The 18,315-nt window shown below is 59.6% G+C and carries 21 protein-coding genes; 12 read left to right on the plus strand and 9 right to left on the minus strand.

All coding sequences use genetic code 11. The annotated features are described in order from the left end of the window. Positions 1-21: 21 nt before the first annotated feature. The gene (locus ACZRJ6_RS09035; RefSeq protein ID WP_463967488.1) at positions 22-1,332 is read left to right on the plus strand and encodes an MFS transporter; all 1,311 of its coding nucleotides are present in this window, start codon (positions 22-24) and stop codon (positions 1,330-1,332) included. Between the two features lie 143 nt (positions 1,333-1,475). Here the strand turns inward: ACZRJ6_RS09035 and trpA are convergent, their stop codons facing one another. Together trpA and trpB are read right to left on the minus strand one after the other, a co-directional pair. Further along, entirely contained in the window at positions 1,476-2,285 is an 810-nt protein-coding gene (gene trpA / locus ACZRJ6_RS09040) for a tryptophan synthase subunit alpha (RefSeq protein WP_463967487.1), read from the minus strand. Next, a complete protein-coding gene (gene trpB, locus ACZRJ6_RS09045) occupies positions 2,285-3,526 on the minus strand; it encodes a tryptophan synthase subunit beta (protein WP_463967486.1) in 1,242 nt (413 codons plus the stop codon). The genes trpA and trpB overlap by 1 nt, the downstream gene beginning before the upstream one ends. 114 nt (positions 3,527-3,640) lie before the next feature. Between trpB and ACZRJ6_RS09050 the strand changes: the two genes are divergently transcribed. Continuing rightward, positions 3,641-4,537, plus strand: a complete 897-nt coding sequence (locus ACZRJ6_RS09050; protein WP_463967485.1) for a LysR family transcriptional regulator — start codon at positions 3,641-3,643, stop codon at positions 4,535-4,537. Here ACZRJ6_RS09050 and ACZRJ6_RS09055 read toward each other — a convergent pair. Beyond that, positions 4,534-4,860, minus strand: a complete 327-nt coding sequence (locus ACZRJ6_RS09055) for an ElaB/YgaM/YqjD family protein (protein WP_149412792.1) — start codon at positions 4,858-4,860, stop codon at positions 4,534-4,536. The genes ACZRJ6_RS09050 and ACZRJ6_RS09055 overlap by 4 nt on opposite strands. Positions 4,861-5,016: 156 nt before the next feature. Between ACZRJ6_RS09055 and ACZRJ6_RS09060 the strand changes: the two genes are divergently transcribed. Beyond that, positions 5,017-5,232, plus strand: a complete 216-nt coding sequence (locus ACZRJ6_RS09060) for a dodecin (RefSeq protein WP_133100598.1) — start codon at positions 5,017-5,019, stop codon at positions 5,230-5,232. Positions 5,233-5,350: 118 nt separating this feature from the next. Then, positions 5,351-5,575, plus strand: coding sequence for a DUF1161 domain-containing protein (locus ACZRJ6_RS09065; protein ID WP_133100597.1), 225 nt, complete (start codon positions 5,351-5,353; stop codon positions 5,573-5,575). A gap of 62 nt (positions 5,576-5,637) precedes the next feature. On the opposite strand, the gene ACZRJ6_RS09070 is transcribed toward ACZRJ6_RS09065, so the two are convergent. Further along, positions 5,638-6,639: an LLM class flavin-dependent oxidoreductase gene (locus ACZRJ6_RS09070; RefSeq protein ID WP_463967484.1), complete on the minus strand. Its 1,002-nt coding sequence runs from the start codon at positions 6,637-6,639 to the stop codon at positions 5,638-5,640. 221 nt (positions 6,640-6,860) lie between these two features. Here ACZRJ6_RS09070 and ACZRJ6_RS09075 point away from each other — a divergent pair, with 221 nt between their 5' ends. Beyond that, positions 6,861-7,292 (plus strand): OsmC family peroxiredoxin, encoded by a 432-nt coding sequence (locus ACZRJ6_RS09075; protein ID WP_133100595.1) that lies wholly within the window; start codon positions 6,861-6,863, stop codon positions 7,290-7,292. Between the two features lie 141 nt (positions 7,293-7,433). Then, on the plus strand, positions 7,434-7,673 hold the full coding sequence (locus tag ACZRJ6_RS09080) for a DUF1161 domain-containing protein (RefSeq protein WP_463967483.1): 240 nt from the start codon (positions 7,434-7,436) through the stop codon (positions 7,671-7,673). Here the strand turns inward: ACZRJ6_RS09080 and ACZRJ6_RS09085 are convergent, their stop codons facing one another. Then, positions 7,674-8,102, minus strand: a complete 429-nt coding sequence (locus ACZRJ6_RS09085; RefSeq protein ID WP_463967482.1) for a PA0061/PA0062 family lipoprotein — start codon at positions 8,100-8,102, stop codon at positions 7,674-7,676. Between the two features lie 42 nt (positions 8,103-8,144). Further along, positions 8,145-8,558: a PA0061/PA0062 family lipoprotein gene (locus tag ACZRJ6_RS09090; protein WP_463967481.1), complete on the minus strand. Its 414-nt coding sequence runs from the start codon at positions 8,556-8,558 to the stop codon at positions 8,145-8,147. Between the two features lie 59 nt (positions 8,559-8,617). On the opposite strand from ACZRJ6_RS09090, the gene ACZRJ6_RS09095 reads away from it, so the two are divergent. After that, entirely contained in the window at positions 8,618-9,697 is a 1,080-nt protein-coding gene (locus ACZRJ6_RS09095) for an aminopeptidase (RefSeq protein ID WP_463967480.1), read from the plus strand. A gap of 111 nt (positions 9,698-9,808) precedes the next feature. Here the strand turns inward: ACZRJ6_RS09095 and ACZRJ6_RS09100 are convergent, their stop codons facing one another. Together ACZRJ6_RS09100 and ACZRJ6_RS09105 are read right to left on the minus strand one after the other, a co-directional pair. Next, complete coding sequence (locus ACZRJ6_RS09100; RefSeq protein ID WP_463967479.1) at positions 9,809-10,462, minus strand: HAD family hydrolase; 654 nt, start codon at positions 10,460-10,462, stop codon at positions 9,809-9,811. Between the two features lie 8 nt (positions 10,463-10,470). After that, a complete protein-coding gene (locus ACZRJ6_RS09105) occupies positions 10,471-11,016 on the minus strand; it encodes a gamma carbonic anhydrase family protein (RefSeq protein WP_463967478.1) in 546 nt (181 codons plus the stop codon). A 54-nt stretch (positions 11,017-11,070) separates the two neighbouring features. Between ACZRJ6_RS09105 and prlC the strand changes: the two genes are divergently transcribed. Beyond that, a complete protein-coding gene (gene prlC / locus ACZRJ6_RS09110) occupies positions 11,071-13,170 on the plus strand; it encodes an oligopeptidase A (RefSeq protein ID WP_463993533.1) in 2,100 nt (699 codons plus the stop codon). Further along, entirely contained in the window at positions 13,167-13,439 is a 273-nt protein-coding gene (locus tag ACZRJ6_RS09115) for a YheV family putative zinc ribbon protein (protein WP_133100587.1), read from the plus strand. The genes prlC and ACZRJ6_RS09115 overlap by 4 nt, the downstream gene beginning before the upstream one ends. A gap of 39 nt (positions 13,440-13,478) precedes the next feature. Here the strand turns inward: ACZRJ6_RS09115 and ACZRJ6_RS09120 are convergent, their stop codons facing one another. Then, a complete protein-coding gene (locus ACZRJ6_RS09120; protein ID WP_463967476.1) occupies positions 13,479-14,126 on the minus strand; it encodes a dual specificity protein phosphatase family protein in 648 nt (215 codons plus the stop codon). 292 nt (positions 14,127-14,418) lie between these two features. On the opposite strand from ACZRJ6_RS09120, the gene ACZRJ6_RS09125 reads away from it, so the two are divergent. Genes ACZRJ6_RS09125 through ACZRJ6_RS09135 form a run of 3 tightly spaced genes read left to right on the plus strand, consistent with a single transcriptional unit; the run spans position 14,419 to position 18,269 of the window. Continuing rightward, positions 14,419-15,171: a gluconate 2-dehydrogenase subunit 3 family protein gene (locus ACZRJ6_RS09125; protein WP_463967475.1), complete on the plus strand. Its 753-nt coding sequence runs from the start codon at positions 14,419-14,421 to the stop codon at positions 15,169-15,171. A 2-nt stretch (positions 15,172-15,173) separates the two neighbouring features. Beyond that, positions 15,174-16,958, plus strand: coding sequence for a GMC family oxidoreductase (locus tag ACZRJ6_RS09130; RefSeq protein ID WP_149412780.1), 1,785 nt, complete (start codon positions 15,174-15,176; stop codon positions 16,956-16,958). A gap of 12 nt (positions 16,959-16,970) precedes the next feature. Beyond that, a complete protein-coding gene (locus tag ACZRJ6_RS09135; protein ID WP_463967474.1) occupies positions 16,971-18,269 on the plus strand; it encodes a c-type cytochrome in 1,299 nt (432 codons plus the stop codon). The last annotated feature ends 46 nt before the right edge of the window (positions 18,270-18,315 follow it).

The raw sequence follows: 18,315 nt of genomic DNA on the forward strand, positions 1-18,315 counted from the left end.
AACCATAAGAAGAGGCACCCCATGCAACCTGAATCCTTCACCGGGAAGGCTTCTTTAGTCACGCCTACCCGCAAGCGCTATTTCATCATGGTCCTGCTGTTTATCACCGTGGTGATCAACTACCTGGACCGTAGCAACCTGTCGATTGCTGCCCCGGCCCTGACCTCTGAACTGGGCATCGACCCGGTACATGTCGGGTTGATCTTCTCGGCATTCGGCTGGACCTACGCCGCCATGCAAATTCCTGGCGGCTGGCTGGTGGACCGAGTGCCGCCACGCATTCTGTACACCGTCGCCTTGCTGCTGTGGTCCATTGCTACCGTGATGCTCGGTTTTGCCGCCAGTTTCATCGCCCTGTTTGTGCTGCGCATGGCCGTCGGCGCCCTGGAAGCGCCGGCCTACCCTATCAACAGCCGCGTGGTCACCACCTGGTTTCCCGAGCGCGAACGGGCCACTGCTATCGGCTTCTACACCTCCGGGCAGTTTGTCGGCCTGGCGTTCCTGACGCCGGTGCTGGCGTGGTTGCAGCATCACTATGGCTGGCACATGGTGTTTATCAGCACCGGTGTCGTTGGCATTCTGTGGGCGGTGATCTGGTACGCGGTATACCGCGAGCCTCGGGATTTCAAAGGGGTCAACGCTGCCGAGATCGAGCTGATCCGCGAGGGCGGCGGGCTGGTGGATATCCAGGAGCAAACCGCCAAACGCAAGGCACCTTTCAGTTGGGTCGACCTGGGTATCGTGCTGAGTAAGCGCAAGCTTTGGGGGATTTACCTGGGGCAGTTCTGCCTGAACTCGACCCTGTGGTTCTTCCTGACTTGGTTCCCGACCTATCTGGTGAAGTATCGCGGCATGGACTTCATCAAGTCTGGCTTGCTGGCCTCGCTGCCGTTCCTGGCGGCATTTGTCGGCGTGCTGTGCTCCGGGCTGTTTTCCGACTGGCTGATTCGCCGTGGCGCATCGGTGGGTTTTGCTCGCAAGTTGCCGATCATTGGTGGGCTGCTGATCTCCACGGCGATCATCGGCGCCAACTTTGTTGATTCGACGGCATGGGTTATCGCCTTCCTGGCCGTGGCGTTCTTCGGTAATGGCCTGGCTTCGATCACTTGGTCGCTGGTGTCGACCCTGGCGCCAGCACGGTTGCTGGGGCTGACGGGGGGTGTGTTCAACTTCATCGGTAACCTGTCGGCGATCACCACGCCTATCGTCATCGGCTTTTTGGCCAGCGGCGATTCGTTTGCTCCGGCGATTACCTACATCGCGGTGTTGGCGTTGCTTGGGGCGTTGTCCTACATCCTGCTGGTGGGCAAGGTCGAGCGGATTGAGCTGTAGTGGTGGTTGGGTATTTCTCATTGCGCAAACAACAAAAAGGGATTTCGAACGAGGTTCGAAATCCCTTGGTCTTGCTGTTTAGGCCGTAATTGTGCGGCTTGATTCCTGTGTCTCAGGAACTTTACCTACAGCTTACGAGACGCTTACTTGCGCGCGTTACGTACACCTTCTGACAGCGCCGCGCACAGGGTCAACACGCCATCAATCGCTTGTTGGTCGTTGCTGGCGTTGGCGATGTGATCGATCAGCGCCGAACCCACTACCACACCGTCCGCCAGGCGGGCGATGGCGGCGGCTTGATCCGGGGTACGGATGCCAAAACCGATACTGATGGGCAGGTCGGTATGGCGACGCAGGCGAGTGACCGCTTCTTCGACGTGTTCCAGGGTGGCGGCACCGGCACCGGTTACCCCGGCGACCGACACGTAGTACACAAACCCCGAGCTTCCGTTAAGTACCGTTGGCAGGCGCACATCGTCGGTGGTCGGCGTGGTCAAGCGGATAAAGTCGATACCGGCGGCCTGGGCGGGGTCGCACAGCTCGCTGTTATGTTCCGGTGGCAGGTCGACCACGATCAGCCCGTCGACACCGGCTTCCTTGGCGTCGCTAATAAAGCTCGGTACGCCGTACATGTGGATCGGGTTGAAGTAGCCCATCAATACCAGCGGCGTATCGCTGTTGCCCTCGCGGAACTCGCGGACCATCTGCAGGGTTTTTGTCAGGTTCTGCTTGGCCGTCAGCGCACGGATGTTGGCCAGTTGGATGGCTGGGCCGTCGGCCATCGGGTCGGTGAAGGGCATGCCCAGCTCGATCACGTCGGCGCCGGCACCCGGCAAGCCCTTGAGGATTGCCAGAGAGGTGTCATAACCCGGGTCGCCGGCGGTGACGAAGGTCACCAGGGCGGCGCGGTTTTGTTCCTTGAGTTGGGCAAAACGCGTTTGCAGGCGGCTCATCAGTGTTTCTCCTGCTGGGAGTGCTCTTGTTGAGAATGTTCCATGTGGTGCATCACGGTTTGCATGTCTTTGTCGCCACGGCCGGACAGGTTGACCACCATCAGGTGATCCTTGGGCAGGGTCGGTGCGCGCTTGAACACTTCGGCCAGGGCGTGGGCACTTTCCAGTGCAGGAATAATCCCTTCCAGGCGGCAGCATTTGTGAAAGGCGTCGAGGGCTTCGTTGTCGGTGACCGAGGTGTACTGGACACGGCCGATGTCATGCAACCAGGCGTGTTCAGGACCAATACCAGGGTAATCAAGACCGGCAGAAATCGAGTGGGCGTCGATGATCTGGCCGTCGTCGTCCTGTAGCAGGAAGGTGCGGTTGCCGTGCAGTACGCCTGGTACGCCGCCGTTGAGGCTGGCCGCGTGCTTGCCGGTTTCGATGCCGTAACCGGCGGCTTCGACGCCGATGATTTCGACGCTGGTGTCATCGAGGAACGGGTGGAACAGGCCCATGGCGTTTGAGCCGCCGCCGATGCACGCTACCAGGCTGTCGGGCAGACGGCCTTCCTGGGCTTGCAGCTGAGTACGGGTTTCCTTGCCGATCACGGACTGGAAATCGCGGACCATTGCCGGGTATGGATGTGGGCCCGCTACGGTGCCGATCAGGTAGAAGGTGCTGTCGACGTTGGTTACCCAGTCACGCAGGGCCTCGTTCATCGCGTCTTTGAGGGTGCCGGTGCCGGCGACCACCGGGATCACTTCGGCGCCCAACAACTTCATGCGAAACACGTTGGCCTGCTGGCGCTCGATGTCGGTGGTGCCCATGTAGATCACGCATTGCAGGCCAAACCGTGCGGCGACGGTGGCAGTGGCCACACCGTGCATGCCGGCGCCAGTCTCGGCGATGATGCGTTTTTTACCCATGCGCCGCGCCAGCAAGATCTGGCCGATGCAGTTGTTGATCTTGTGGGCGCCGGTGTGGTTCAGCTCTTCGCGCTTGAGGTAAATCTTGGCGCCGCCGCAGAATTCGGTCAGGCGTTCGGCGAAGTACAGCGGGCTTGGGCGTCCGACGTAGTCGCGCTGAAAGTAGGTCAGTTCTTCGTTGAAGGCCGGGTCGATCTTCGCGGCTTCGTATTCGCGGGCCAGGTCGAGGATCAACGGCATCAAGGTTTCCGCCACGTAGCGGCCGCCGAACGAGCCAAACAGGCCATTGGCGTCAGGGCCGTTGCGTAGATCGGTCTGGGACTGAGTCATGGGGCGCTCCAGGAAGAATTCGTGTGAGAGGCAATGACGGTCACTCTACCCCTGACGCTAGGCTGTGAAAACCGATAAGATCGCCACAACATGTCAGGAAAACTCACAGGTATCATGAGCCGAGACCTTCCCCCGCTGAACGCCTTGCGCGCGTTCGAAGCCACCGCCCGGCTCAACAGCGTCAGCCAGGCCGCCGAGCAATTGCACGTTACCCATGGCGCGGTCAGCCGACAGTTAAAGGTGCTGGAAGAACACTTGGGCGTGAGTCTTTTCATCAAGGACGGGCGCGGCATCAAACTCACAGATGCCGGCATCAGGCTGCGGGATGCCAGCTTTGAGGCGTTCGAGCGGTTAAGGGATACCTGCGCAGAACTCACACAAAGCAGCGCCGATGCACCGTTTGTCCTCGGTTGTTCAGGCAGTTTGCTGGCGCGTTGGTTTATTCCACGTCTGGGCCGTTTGAACGCTGAGTTGCCGGACTTGCGACTGCACCTGTCGGCGGGCGAAGGCGATCTCGACCCACGGCGCCCCGGGCTGGACGCCCTGCTGGTGTTTGCCGAGCCACCGTGGCCGGCGGATATGCAGGTTTATGAATTGACCAGCGAACGCATCGGCCCGGTCATGAGCCCGCGTTTTGCTCACTACGAGCGTTTGCGTCAGGCGCCTGCCGAGGCATTGCGTAACGAAACTTTGTTGCACACCACTTCCCGTCCTCAAGCCTGGCCCAGTTGGGCGCAACGTCACGGGATTGAGCCTGGCGCATTGAAGTACGGGCAAGGTTTCGAGCATTTGTATTATTTGCTGGAAGCGGCCGTGGCAGGTCTTGGGGTGGCGATTGCGCCCGAACCGCTGGTTGCAGAGGATCTGCGGGCGGGGCGCCTGGTTGCGCCGTGGGGCTTCAGTGAAACCCCGGCGCAACTGGCGTTGTGGCTACCCAAGCGCGCCGCAGACGGGCGCGCCCGGCAACTGGCGCAGTGGCTCAAGGCTGAGCTGGCGCGCCAGGACGTTTAGTCGCCGCGTTTGCACAGCAAGTAGGCTGCCAGCAGACCCAGCGCGCCAACGGCGACGCCAGCGGTAGTCCATGGGTGCTCTTGTGCGTAGTCCCGCGTTGCAACACCGGTTTCACGGGTTTTGACTTTGACTTCTTCGTAGGCATCGCTGATCAGGTGGCGAGAATGTCTCAGGGCGTTCTCGGCATTGCTTTTAAGGGCCTTCAGGGTTTTTAGCGACTCATCCGATGCATCGTCCTTGAGGCTTTCAAGGGATTTGAGCAGGCTCGAAATCTCGGCTTCCATGCTTTCCAATGACGCTTTGCGTAAAGAGGTGTTGGCCATGTGGGCTCTCCTGGAGTGATTGAGTGGCGTGTGTTGATTCCGACTGCGGGGGTTTCAGAAAGTGCAGTAAATCTGAACTTTCGAGTGGGGATAGTCGCCAGAAGCAGTACGAGAATTCACTGCTAGGCTTCATTTACGCCCCTTAGGAGAAGCACCATGACTGATCATCACACTTACAAGAAAGTCGAATTGGTGGGCTCGTCGCCAACCAGCATCGAGGACGCCATCAACAATGCCTTGGCCGAGGCCAGCAAGAGCATCAAGCATCTGGAGTGGTTTGAAGTGAGCGAAACCCGTGGGCACATCAAGGATGGCAAGGCTGCGCACTTCCAGGTCACGCTCAAGGTGGGTTTTCGTATTGCCAACAGTTGATCGAACCAGTTGAACTTGCGCGCTGGCCGATTGCCATAAACTTCGTTACAACCTTTTAGATGCGCCGGCTCGACGAGGGCCGGCGTACTTTTTTCGATCAGCGCAAGGAATGTGACGGATGAAGAACTTTTTGTTGGCGGTAGGTTTGTTGAGCATCGCGGGTACAGCCCTGGCGGCGGGCAAGCCTTGTGAAGAACTGAAAAACGAAATTGACGCGAAGATCCAAGGTAATGGCGCTTCGGGGTATACCCTTGAAGTGGTGGACAAAGGTGCAGCGGCTAATGGCGAGGTCGTCGGCAGCTGTGAAGGTGGCACCAAGGAAATCGTCTACAACCGCGGGTGATTCCGTGTGCTTGCAGACATAAAAACCGACGCAAGTGCGTCGGTTTTTTTACGCCTGGGGGTTTAGCCCTTCATGACCTGCGCCAGCAGTTCGTAGGAATGAATCCGGTCGGCGTGCTCGTATAGGTCGCAGGTAAAGATCAGCTCATCAGCACCGGTCTGCTCCACCAGCACTTGCAGCTTGGCGCGGATCTTTTCCGGGCTGCCAACCATGGCCAGGCCGAGGAAACTGCCGACGGCGTCTTTTTCATGGGGCAGCCACAGGCCGTCCATGGTTTTAACCGGCGGGCGCTGCACCAGGCTTTGCCCACGCATCAGCGCGAGGATTCGCTGGTACACCGAGGTTGCCAGGTAGTCGGCTTGCTCATCGGTGTCGGCGGCCACCAGCGGAATGCCGAGCATCACGTAGGGCTTGTCCAGCACCGCCGAAGGCTTGAAGTGGTTGCGGTAGACGCGAATCGCCTCATGCATCAGGCGCGGTGCGAAATGTGAGGCAAAGGCGTAAGGCAAACCGCGCTCGCCTGCCAGCTGTGCGCTGAACAAGCTGGAACCCAGCAACCAAACAGGCACGTTGGTACCGGTGCCGGGTACGGCGATCACCCGTTGGTCGGGCGTGCGTGGGCCGAGATACGCCATCAACTCGGCGACATCGCTGGGGAAGTCGTCGGCACTGCCCGAGCGTTCGCGGCGCAGGGCGCGGGCGGTCATCTGGTCGGAACCGGGGGCGCGGCCCAGGCCCAGGTCGATCCGGCCGGGGTACAGGCTTTCCAGGGTGCCGAACTGCTCGGCGATCACCAATGGCGCGTGGTTGGGTAGCATCACGCCGCCAGAGCCGACGCGAATGGTCGAAGTGCCGCCGGCCAGGTAGCCCAGCAACACCGAGGTCGCCGAGCTGGCGATGCCATCCATATTGTGGTGTTCGGCCACCCAGAAGCGGTGGTAGCCGAGTTTTTCCACGTGCTGGGCCAGGTCCAGGGAGTTGCGCAATGATTGCGCCGGGCTGCCGTTGGCGCGCACGGGTACCAGGTCGAGGGTCGAAAACTTCACGTCAGACAGGGAGGTCATAAGCCTGCTTCTCCAGTTGGGGGGCGCAGGCTTTTTTGGACGAGCCAAAACCTGCTGCTTCAGATGCGTGTTCTATGCAATGAGGGCATATACCCGAGATTCAATAGCTGACGTAAATTTGCCTACCCGATAAATGGCTTTGTCCGACAGGGTGAACTTTGCCAGAGCTTCTATCCTCAGAACCCTAAGCAACCGAAAACCACAGGCACGAGGAGACTGCTATGAGCATCAAAAAGAAAGCATCGGCGCATTGGGAAGGTGATCTGAAAACCGGCATTGGCTCCATCTCCACCGAAACCGGGGTCCTGCGCGAAGCACCCTACGGCTTCAAGGCCCGTTTTGAGGGTGGCAAAGGCACCAACCCTGAAGAACTGATCGGCGCGGCCCATGCCGGTTGTTTCTCCATGGCTTTTTCCATGATCCTCGGCGACGCCGGGCTCAAGGCCGACAGCATCGACACCCAGGCCGAAGTGACCCTGGACCAAGTGGACGGTGGGTTTGCGATCACGGCGGTACACCTGATCCTCAAGGCGAAGATTCCGGGCGCCAGCCAGGCGCAGTTCGATGAGCTGAGCAAAAAGGCCAAGGAAGGGTGCCCAGTGTCCAAGGTGCTGAATGCCACGATCACCCTGGATGGCACCCTCGTAAGCTGATCAACTCCCCCGACCCTGGGAGCGACCTCCCAGGGTCTTTTGTCTGCGTTAAATCAGAACTCGCGTTTCATAACTGTGGTCGAATACTCGACTGCAGCTTTGGCGCACACCCGTGCGCAATGCATTTAGGGAGCTTCACTCATGAAACGTTTTGCCCTGGCGATTATTTGCGGTGTGCTGGCCACTTCGGCGCTGGCAGCCCCGAAAGACTGTGAAGAGCTCAGGAAAGAGATTGAAGTCAAGATCCAGGCCAATGCGGTTCCGTCCTACACCCTGGAGATCGTGACCAAGGAAGAAGCCGACAAGCACGACATCGCCATGGTCGTCGGCAGCTGTGAGAACGGTACCAAGGCCATCATCTACCAAAAAAACAACGACTGATCAGGGAATGCAGTTGACGCTGCGTTCTTCGGCCAGCAATTGCCGTGCGGCGTTGTACAGCCGAATATTGGGGGTGAAGGCCAACGAGCGCCCTTCCAGGCGATAGCGTTGGCCCGCCTCGAAATGGTCGTACTGCAAGGTGATGAAGCAGGTTCGGTCTTGAGGTTGGCTCAGTCCTCCACCCAGGCCGCCACCGGAATACACCTCGAAATCAAAGCGCACCATCAACTCGTGGCTGCCGGGTGGTACCTGGAAGTAGCGCCCGTCGTTCAGGGACTTACCGTCCAAGCGTTGGGCCATTACCAGTTTGGCACCCGGAGTCGGGGTAGCGAAGTCGACCCAGGCTTGCTGCGGGTTAACAGGAGGGATGGGGGTCGAGGCGCAGGCGCTGAGTAAAATCGCGGCGATGGGTAACAAAAGCTGACGCATGGCGGGTACTCGACTGTAGAAAGGAGTCCAGCATACCGCTGATCAACTTCGCTGGCAGCCAGCGGGCTGTGCCTGGGCAATGACTCTGTGATTACGGTCATACAGTTTGGCCCAGGGCCTGAAACCGGTGCTCCCAGCCTGTATCTGGTAACGCTCTGCAGCGCTGAAATCCTTGAATGTCAGGTTGAGTTGGCAATCTCGCCATAACGGCTGGGCGTCCGGGCCGATATTAGTGGTGTCTACGGCGAACTGATAGCGAACAGTCAGTTGGTGGCGACCAGGCGGCACTTCAAAAAAGCGTTTATCTACCGCCGCCTTGTCGTCGACTTCCAGCGCATGCAGCGCCGTGTTGTGACCACTATCGAGGTCAATCCAGGCCTGGGCCGGGTCGGGCTCGGGCAATCCGGCGCAGCCTGTCAGGATCAGCAGGCCCCCCGTAAGCATGAACATGCGCATGGCGAAACTCCGTACAAGCGAGATAGTCTGGCGGGCAGACTCTGCGAGGAAGGGCGGTAATGGTTGGACGTTGGTGTTCACGTCATGGGGTACTTGATCGTCATTTCCGGCTTTTGTTTCCGGGGCTGATATTTTTGTTGCTCAACGGTTGTTCAAGCGTCGGCTATTACACCCAATTGGCCAGTGGCCAATGGCAACTGCTTCGGGCCCGTGAGGCGGTGGCTGAGGTGATCGCCGACCCTTCCCGGCCCCAGGTGTTGCGCGAACACCTGGTCCAGTCGCAAAAAGCCCGCACCTTTGCCAGCCAGCAGCTGCACCTGCCGGACAACCAAAGCTATCGCCTGTACGCCGATATCGGTCGGCCTTACGTGGTCTGGAATGTCTTCGCCACGTCGCAATTTTCCCTGTCACCGCAGAACCATTGTTTCCCGATTGCCGGCTGCGTGGCCTATCGCGGCTACTACAGCCAGGGCGCTGCGCGGGGTGAAGCAGCGTTGTTGCAGCAGCAAGGCATGGACGTGTCGATTGGCGGCGTCGAGGCCTATTCCACCTTGGGCTGGTTCAATGACCCGATCATGAGTTCGATGATGGGCTGGGGCGATGAGCGCCTGGCCACGCTGATTTTTCATGAATTGGCCCATCAGCGGTTTTATGTGAAGGACGACACCGAATTCAACGAGTCGTTTGCCACCTTTGTCGAGCAGGAGGGCACTCGCCAATGGCGTGCGGCCCGTGATTTGCCGCCGACCAGCAGCGCTGCGCTGAAGCAGCGTGATCAGTTTATCCAACTGATTCTCGACACTCGCAAGCGCCTGGAACGTGTATATGCGCAGCCGTTGGCTGCGGACACGATGCGTCAGGCCAAAGCTGCCGAATTTGAGCGGTTGCGCAGTGATTACCGGCAGGTGCGCGACAGCCAATGGCAGGGCGACAAGCGCTATGACGCCTGGATCAATGCGCCGATGAACAACGCCCGGTTATTGCCGTTTGGCTTGTATGACCAATGGGTGCCGGCGTTTGCAGCGTTGTTCCGGCAGACGGGTGGGGATTGGCTGAAGTTCTACGGGGCGGTGGAGACGTTGGGTGGGTTGCCGATGGATGAGCGCAAGGCGGCGCTGAGGGCACTGGAAGGTCCGTAGTTGTCGAGCACCAGCGAGGCTACGTCGGCCGCACCGCAGCTCTCAAACCTGGGGGCCGAGGTGCTCCCGCCGCAGCCTCGCTGGGGCTCGACAGCTTGCTACGAGATTACTTCAAGAGCGAGGCAAAAACGCCTGATGCATCTCAGCCAAGGTTTCAAAATGCCAGGCCGGCGCCTCGGCACTCAGCTCCTCATGACTGCCAAACCCATAACCCACCGCCGCCGCATCCAGTCCATTACTGCGGGCGCCGATCAGGTCGTGCTTGCGGTCGCCAATCATCAGGGTGCTGGCCGGGTCCAGGCCTTCTTCGGCCATCAGGTGGGCGATCAGCTCGACCTTGTTGGTGCGCGAGCCGTCCAACTCGCTGCCGTAGATCACCTTGAAGTGTTTGGCGAAATCAAAGTGCCGGGCGATCTCGCGGGCAAACACCCAGGGCTTGGAGGTGGCGACATATAGCTGCCGGCCTTGGCCATTAAGGTCCTCAAGCAGCGGCATGACCCCGTCGAACACGCGGTTCTCATACAGCCCGGTGACCTTGAATCGCTCGCGGTAAAAATTCACGGCCTCCCACGCCTTGGCCTCATCGAAGCTGTAGAACTGCATGAAGGCCTGGAGCAGCGGTGGGCCGATAAAATGTTCCAGCTTGGTCAGGTCAGGCTCATCGATCCCCAGTTTGGCGAGGGCGTATTGGATCGAGCGGGTGATCCCTTCCCGAGGGTCGGTGAGGGTGCCGTCCAGGTCGAACAAAACAGTTTTGTAGTGCATGGGTGTCCTTAACATTCGTTGAAACCTTCGGCCAGATGCAGGTCCTTGAGCTTCACGTAGTTCGCGGCGCTGTAGGTGAAAAACGCCCGCTCCTTGTCAGTCAGCGGACGGATTTGCTTTACCGGGCTGCCGACATACAAAAAGCCGCTCTCAAGCTTTTTCCCTGGTGGCACCAGGCTGCCGGCACCAATGATTACCTCGTCTTCCACCACCGCCCCGTCCATCACGATGCTACCCATGCCGATCAGAATCCGGCTACCCACCGTGCAGCCATGGAGCATGACCTTGTGGGCAATGGTCACATCGTCGCCGATAAGCAGTGGGAAACCGTCAGGATTGAAGGGCCCGGCATGGGTAATGTGCAGCACGCAGCCGTCTTGCACGCTGGTGCGCGCCCCGATGCGGATGCGGTGCATGTCGCCGCGAATGACCGTTAGTGGCCAGACCGAGCTGTCGGCGCCAATTTCGACATCGCCGATCACCACCGCCGATGCATCGACAAAAGCCCCGGCGGCCAAGGCCGGCGTGTGATTCTGGTAGGTGCGAAGGGTCACGATAGGCTCTCTCTCTTCTGCTGATAGCTGCGGTGGGCGTTGATTGTAATTAAGATGGCCCCATCTTTGTTCTTACATGTTTCTTCAGCCAAGGTGCCAACCGTGAGCGCGAACAACCCTCTTCTGCAGTCCTACGACCTGCCGCCGTTCTCGGCGATCCGTGCCGAGCACGTGCAACCGGCCATCGAACAGATCCTGGCCGACAACCGTGTCGCCATCGAAGGCATCCTGCAAAGCCAGGGCAAAAATCCGACCTGGGCCGGCCTGATCCTGGCCATGGACGAACTCAATGACCGCCTGGGCGCCGCCTGGAGCCCGGTCAGCCACCTCAATGCCGTGTGCAACAGCGCCGAGTTGCGGGAAGCCTACGAGGCTTGCCTGCCGGCGTTGAGCGCTTATTCCACCGAGATGGGCCAGAACCGTGAGTTGTTCCAGGCTTTCGAAGCCTTGGCCAACAGCCCGCAAGCGGCTGGTTTCGATGTGGCGCAAAAAACCATTCTTGAGCACTCGCTGCGCGACTTCCGCCTGTCGGGTATCGACTTGCCGCCAGAGCAGCAAAAACGCTACGCCGAAGTGCAGAGCAAGCTGTCGGAGCTGGGCAGCCGCTTCTCCAACCAGTTGTTGGACGCTACCCAGGCCTGGACCAAGCACGTCACCGATGAAGCCACCCTCGCCGGCCTGACCGATTCTGCCAAGGCGCAGATGGCTGCCGCCGCCCAGGCCAAGGGCCAGGACGGCTGGCTGATCACCCTGGAATTCCCCAGCTACTACGCGGTGATGACCTACGCCCACGACCGCGCCCTGCGCGAGGAAATCTACGCCGCCTACTGCACCCGTGCATCAGACCAAGGCCCGAATGCCGGTCAGAACGATAACGGCCCGGTGATGGAACAAATCCTCGACCTGCGTCAGGAGCTTGCTCAACTGCTGGGTTTCGCCTCGTTCTCCGAACTCAGCCTGGCCACCAAAATGGCTGAGTCCAGCGATCAGGTACTGAGCTTCCTGCGCGACCTGGCCAAGCGCAGCAAGCCGTTTGCTACCCAGGACCTGCAACAGCTCAAGGCCTACGCCGCCGAACAAGGCTGCCCGGACCTGCAAAGCTGGGACAGCGGTTTCTACGGTGAAAAGCTGCGTGAACAGCGTTACAGCGTGGCCCAGGAAGCCCTGCGCGCCTACTTCCCTATCGACAAGGTCCTTGGCGGCCTGTTCGCCATTGTCCAGCGTCTGTATGGCATTGAGATCGCCGAGCAGAAAGGCTTCGACACCTGGCACCCGGATGTTCGCCTGTTCGAAATCAAGGAAAACGGTCAGCACGTCGGCCGCTTCTTCTTCGACCTGTATGCCCGCGCCAATAAGCGTGGCGGTGCCTGGATGGATGGCGCCCGTGATCGCCGCCGCACTATTGATGGCGTGCTGCAGAGCCCGGTGGCCAACCTGGTGTGTAACTTCACCCCGGCCGACAGCGGCAAGCCTGCGCTGCTGACCCATGATGAAGTGACGACGCTGTTCCACGAGTTTGGCCACGGCCTGCATCACCTGCTGACCCGCGTCGAACATGCTGGCGTGTCCGGTATTAACGGCGTGGCCTGGGATGCGGTAGAACTGCCGAGCCAGTTCATGGAGAACTGGTGCTGGGAGCCAGAAGGTTTGGCGCTGATTTCCGGTCACTACGAAACCGGTGAGCCGCTGCCTCAGGACCTGCTGGAAAAAATGCTCGCGGCGAAGAATTTCCAGTCCGGCCTGATGATGGTGCGCCAACTGGAGTTCTCCCTGTTCGACTTCGAACTGCACGCCACCCACGGTGATGGCCGCAGTGTGTTGCAAGTGCTCGAAGGCGTGCGCGACGAAGTCTCGGTGATGCGCCCGCCCGCCTACAACCGCTTCCCTAACAGCTTTGCTCACATCTTTGCTGGCGGTTACGCGGCGGGTTATTACAGCTACAAGTGGGCAGAAGTACTGTCCGCCGATGCCTTCTCCAAGTTTGAAGAAGACGGCGTGCTCAATGCCGAGACTGGCCGGGCATTTCGCGAAGCGATCCTGGCTCGTGGCGGTTCACAGGCGCCGATGGTGCTGTTCGTCGACTTCCGCGGACGTGCGCCCTCGATTGACGCACTCTTGCGCCACAGCGGCCTGAGTGAGGGCGCGGCAGCATGAGTGACGGACCTGTGAAAACCAAAAAACGCTTTATCGCCGGGGCGGTCTGCCCGGCGTGCAGCGAGCCAGACAAGTTGATGATGTGGAGCGAAGACGACGTACCGCACCGCGAGTGCGTGGCCTGCGGTTACTCCGACACGCTCAATGAACAAGGCCTGTCGGTGCCCAAGGAATTGGGTACGCGGGTGAACACATCGGCGTTGAAAGTGCCGGATGCCAAGGTGCAAGCGGTGCAGTTTTTCCCCAATCCGAAACTGAAAAAACACTGATCCTCCAAGGAGCGAGCGAGCTCGCTCCTGCAAGGGGAATTACGAACCCGTCCCCCCCGTATTAATCCAACTCTTCATCGAGCACAGCGCAAACGCGCTGGTGCTGCAATCACCATTGGCCAGCGCTGTACGCAGTTTGTCGACATCGGCCTGCATCATGTAGCGAACGCCGTCCTTGAAGCCTGTGCTGCTGCCAAACCCTCCTTGGGTCATTTCGCTCAGTGCCTCCTCCTTGCTCCAGCCTTGCACCACTACCCGATACATCGCGGCCATCAAACCGGTGCGGTCCGAGCCGTGCTTGCAGTGGATCAATACCGGGCCGCTGGCCTCGGCGGCCCGTATGGCGCGCAGGGTAGCCAATACGTCGGCATCGTCGACATGATTGGTGCGATAAGGCAATTGCACCTGGTTGATGTCGGACTTTTTCAGCCAGTCGGCGTCGGACTCGGGCAGGAAGTTGATCACGGTGCCGATCTTGAGCGTTTCCAATAGGGCTATAGCACCGCTGTCGGGCAGCGCGCTGCGGTAGAGCGTGGGCGACATTTGATAGAAGTTGTAGCGCGTTTCCAGCGGTTGCGCCCATTCCGGTGGCCGGGTCGGCGATGTGTCCGCGGCTTGGGCGTGGGCGATCACCAGCGATGCCATGAAGGACAGGCAGAGTGCAGAGAGGTGGCTGATTTTCAACATGCGAATGGCGACCGGGGAGGAGTTGGCTGATGCGCACAGCTTTGCAGCAGTGGGGTCAAAAGGCTGTGAGGGCACTGTCAAAGATTTGTAAATCGCTGCTTCTTGATTTGGGCTCTCGATATTTCGCTGCTGAATCGGTTCGCCTTAATGCTTAGCCTGCTATCATTTGTAACTATTGATTGCCGCTGCGTTCTATCCCCTTGGGTCCTTTGGATCCCCATTTGCTGCCAAAACGACAAGTCGCTCCTTAGAAGCGGCTGACAAACCCGTGACCACATGATGAGGTGCCACCATGTCTGATCAAGATCGAGACAACCCCCGGCGTGAGTTTTTGCGCAAATCCTTGACCTTGATCCCGGTGGTCACTGTTGCCAGCACGGGCCTGGGCGGTTCGGTGCTGATGGCTACGTCCGAGCCTGCTCAAGCCAGTCCGGCCAAGGCCTCTGTCAGTAGCAAGGCTTACGAGCCGAGCTATTTCACTGCCGAAGAATGGGCCTTTATCAATGCCGCTGTCGCTCGCTTGATCCCGGCTGATGCACAAGGCCCTGGTGCGCTGGAAGCCGGTGCGCCGGAATACATCGACCGCCAGATGAACACCCCATACGCCAGCGGCGCCCTGTGGTTTATGCAAGGTCCGTTCAACGCCGACGCGCCGCCGGAGATGGGTTGGCAGAGCAAATTGGTGCCCAAGGAAATCTATCGGCTAGGCATTGCTGCCACGGATGCGTGGTCGAAAGCGTTCAACGGTAAAGCTTTTGCTGCGCAAGACAGCGCTACCCAGGACGATATGCTCAAGCGCCTGGAAGCCGGCGGCGGTGAATCCGCTGTGCATTTTGACGCCGTGCCGTCGAAGATTTTCTTCAACTTGTTGCTGCAAAACACCAAGGAAGGGTTCTTCTGCGACCCGATCCACGGTGGCAACAAAGGCATGGTCGGCTGGACCATGATCGGCTTCCCCGGCGCCCGCGCCGATTTTATGGATTGGGTTGAACGCAACGAGCAATACCCCTTCCCGGCTGTTTCCATCCGTGGCGAGAGGGCATAAGCGTGGCGACCATCATGAAGAAAGTGGATGCGGTCATCGTCGGCTTCGGCTGGACCGGCGCGATCATGGCCAAGGAACTGACTGAAGCGGGCTTGCACGTTGTTGCGCTTGAGCGTGGGCCGATGCAGGACACCTACCCGGACGGCAACTACCCGCAAGTTATTGACGAACTGACCTACAGCGTTCGCAAAAAACTCTTCCAGGATATCTCCAAGGAGACGGTGACTATTCGCCATAGCGTGAATGACGTCGCCTTGCCTAATCGTCAGTTGGGCGCCTTCCTGCCGGGTAATGGTGTCGGCGGTGCGGGGTTGCACTGGTCGGGCGTGCACTTTCGTGTCGACCCCATCGAGTTGCGCATGCGCAGCCACTACGAAGAGCGCTACGGGAAAAGCTTCATTCCCAAGGACATGACCATCCAGGATTTCGGCGTCAGCTATGAAGAGCTGGAACCGTTCTTTGACTACGCCGAGAAAGTCTTTGGCACCTCTGGCCAGGCCTGGACGGTGCAAGGTCAGTTGGTGGGCGAAGGCCGTGGCGGCAACCCCTATGCGCCAGACCGTTCGAACCATTTCCCCCTGGAGTCGCAGAAAAATACCTACTCCGCGCAGCTGTTCCAGCAAGCGGCCAATGCCGTGGGCTACAAACCCTACAACCTGCCATCAGCCAATACCTCTGGGCCCTACACCAACCCCTATGGCGCGCAGATGGGCCCGTGCAACTTCTGCGGCTTCTGCAGTGGCTACGTTTGCTACATGTACTCCAAGGCCTCGCCGAACGTGAACATCCTGCCGGCCCTCAAGCAGGTGCCGAACTTTGAACTGCGGCCCAACTCCCACGTGTTGAAGGTCAATCTCGACAGCACCAAGAGCAAAGCCACCGGTGTGACCTACATCGACGCCCAAGGCCGGGAAATCGAGCAACCAGCGGACTTGGTGATCCTCGGCGCGTTCCAGTTCCACAATGTGCGCTTGATGCTGCTCTCGGGTATCGGCAAGCCCTACGACCCGATTTCCGGGGAAGGCGTGGTGGGCAAGAACTTCGCCTACCAGAACATGGCCACCATCAAGGCCTTCTTCGATAAAGACGTGCACACCAACAACTTTATCGGCGCCGGCGGCAACGGCGTGGCGGTGGATGATTTCAACGCCGACAACTTCGACCACGGGCCTCACGGCTTTGTCGGTGGTTCGCCGATGTGGGTCAATCAGGCCGGGAGCCGACCGATTGCCGGCACCTCCAACCCACCCGGCACCCCGGCTTGGGGCAGTGCCTGGAAACGGGCTACCGCCGATTACTACACCCACCAGGTGTCGATGGACGCCCACGGCGCCCATCAATCCTACCGAGGCAACTACCTCGATCTGGACCCGGTTTACCGCGATGCCTACGGCCTGCCTCTGCTGCGTATGACCTTCGACTGGCAGGAAAACGACATCAAGATGAACCGCTTCATGGTCGAGAAAATGGGCAAGATCGCCGAGGCGATGAACCCCAAGGCCATCGCGTTGCTGGGTAAAAAGGTGGGTGATCACTTCAACACTGCGTCCTACCAGACCACCCACCTCAACGGTGGCGCAATCATGGGCACCGACCCGAAAACCAGTGCCTTGAACCGTTACCTGCAGTGTTGGGATGTGCACAACGTGTTCGTCCCTGGCGCGTCTGCGTTCCCACAAGGCTTGGGTTACAACCCTACGGGCCTGGTAGCGGCGCTGACCTACTGGTCGGCACGGGCGATTCGCGAGCAGTACCTGAAAAACCCCGGCCCGCTGGTTCAGGCATAAGGAGCGATGACCATGAAAGCATTCGTTATCGCCTCCCTGGCCTTGTTCAGCAGTTGCTCGGTAAGCGCCGCCCAGGATGATTTGATCAAACAGGGCGAATACCTGGCCCGCGCCGGTGACTGCGTGGCCTGCCATACCGCCCAGGGCGGAAAACCCTTCGCCGGTGGCCTGCCGATGGAAACCCCCATTGGCATCATCTATTCCACCAACATCACCCCGGACAAGGCTGGCCTGGGCGACTACAGCTTTGAAGACTTCGACAAGGCCGTGCGCCACGGCATCGCCAAAAGCGGTAGTACTCTTTACCCGGCGATGCCCTACCCATCTTATTCACGGGTCAGCGAAACCGACATGCAGGCGTTGTATGCCTACTTCATGAAGGGTGTTGAACCGGTCGCCCAAGAGAACAAGGACAGCGACATTCCCTGGCCGCTCAGCATGCGTTGGCCGCTGGCAGCCTGGCGCTGGATGTTTGCGCCCGATGCTTTGGATTACCAGGCGCAGGCCGGGGCAGATCCAGTGATCAGCCGAGGCGCCTATCTGGTGGAAGGCCTCGGCCATTGCGGCGCGTGCCATACGCCACGCGCCCTGACCATGCAGGAAAAAGCCCTGAGTGCTTCTGAAGGGGCTGAGTTTTTGTCCGGCAGTGCGCCGCTGGAAGGCTGGATTGCCAAGAGCCTGCGGGGCGATCACAAGGACGGTCTGGGCAGTTGGAGCGAGGATCAACTGGTGCAGTTTCTCAAGACCGGTCGCAGTGACCGCAGTGCAGTATTTGGCGGCATGAGCGATGTTGTCGTCCATAGCATGCAATACATGTCAGAAGACGACCTGACCGCGATCGCCCGTTACCTCAAGAGCCTGCCGGCTGTTGATCCAAAAGATCAACCTCATCAGTACGACAAACAGGTCGCCGAGGCTTTGTTGAAAGGTGACGACAGCCAGCGCGGAGCGTCGGTCTACATCGACAACTGCGCGGCGTGCCACCGTACCGACGGTCATGGCTATACGCGGGTATTCCCGGCGCTGGCGGGCAACCCGGTCGTGCAGACGGCGGATGCCACCTCGTTGATCAACATCGTATTGAATGGCGGCACCTTGCCGGCCACTCATGCGGCGCCGTCGACCTTCACCATGCCGGCTTTTGCCTGGCGCTTGTCGGATGAGGAAGTGGCGGATGTGGTTAGTTTCATTCGCGGTAGCTGGGGGAATAAAGGTGCACCGGTGAAGGCCGGCGAAGTGGCGGACTTGCGCAAGAGCGACATGCAGACCACCTCGGGTGACGACCTTGGCCAGGTGACGCAAAAACACTGATTGGTGCTTGCCGCTCAACGGCACTGGTCAGATACCTTGCGCCTCT

Source organism: Pseudomonas sp. C321 (genome assembly GCF_055407105.1).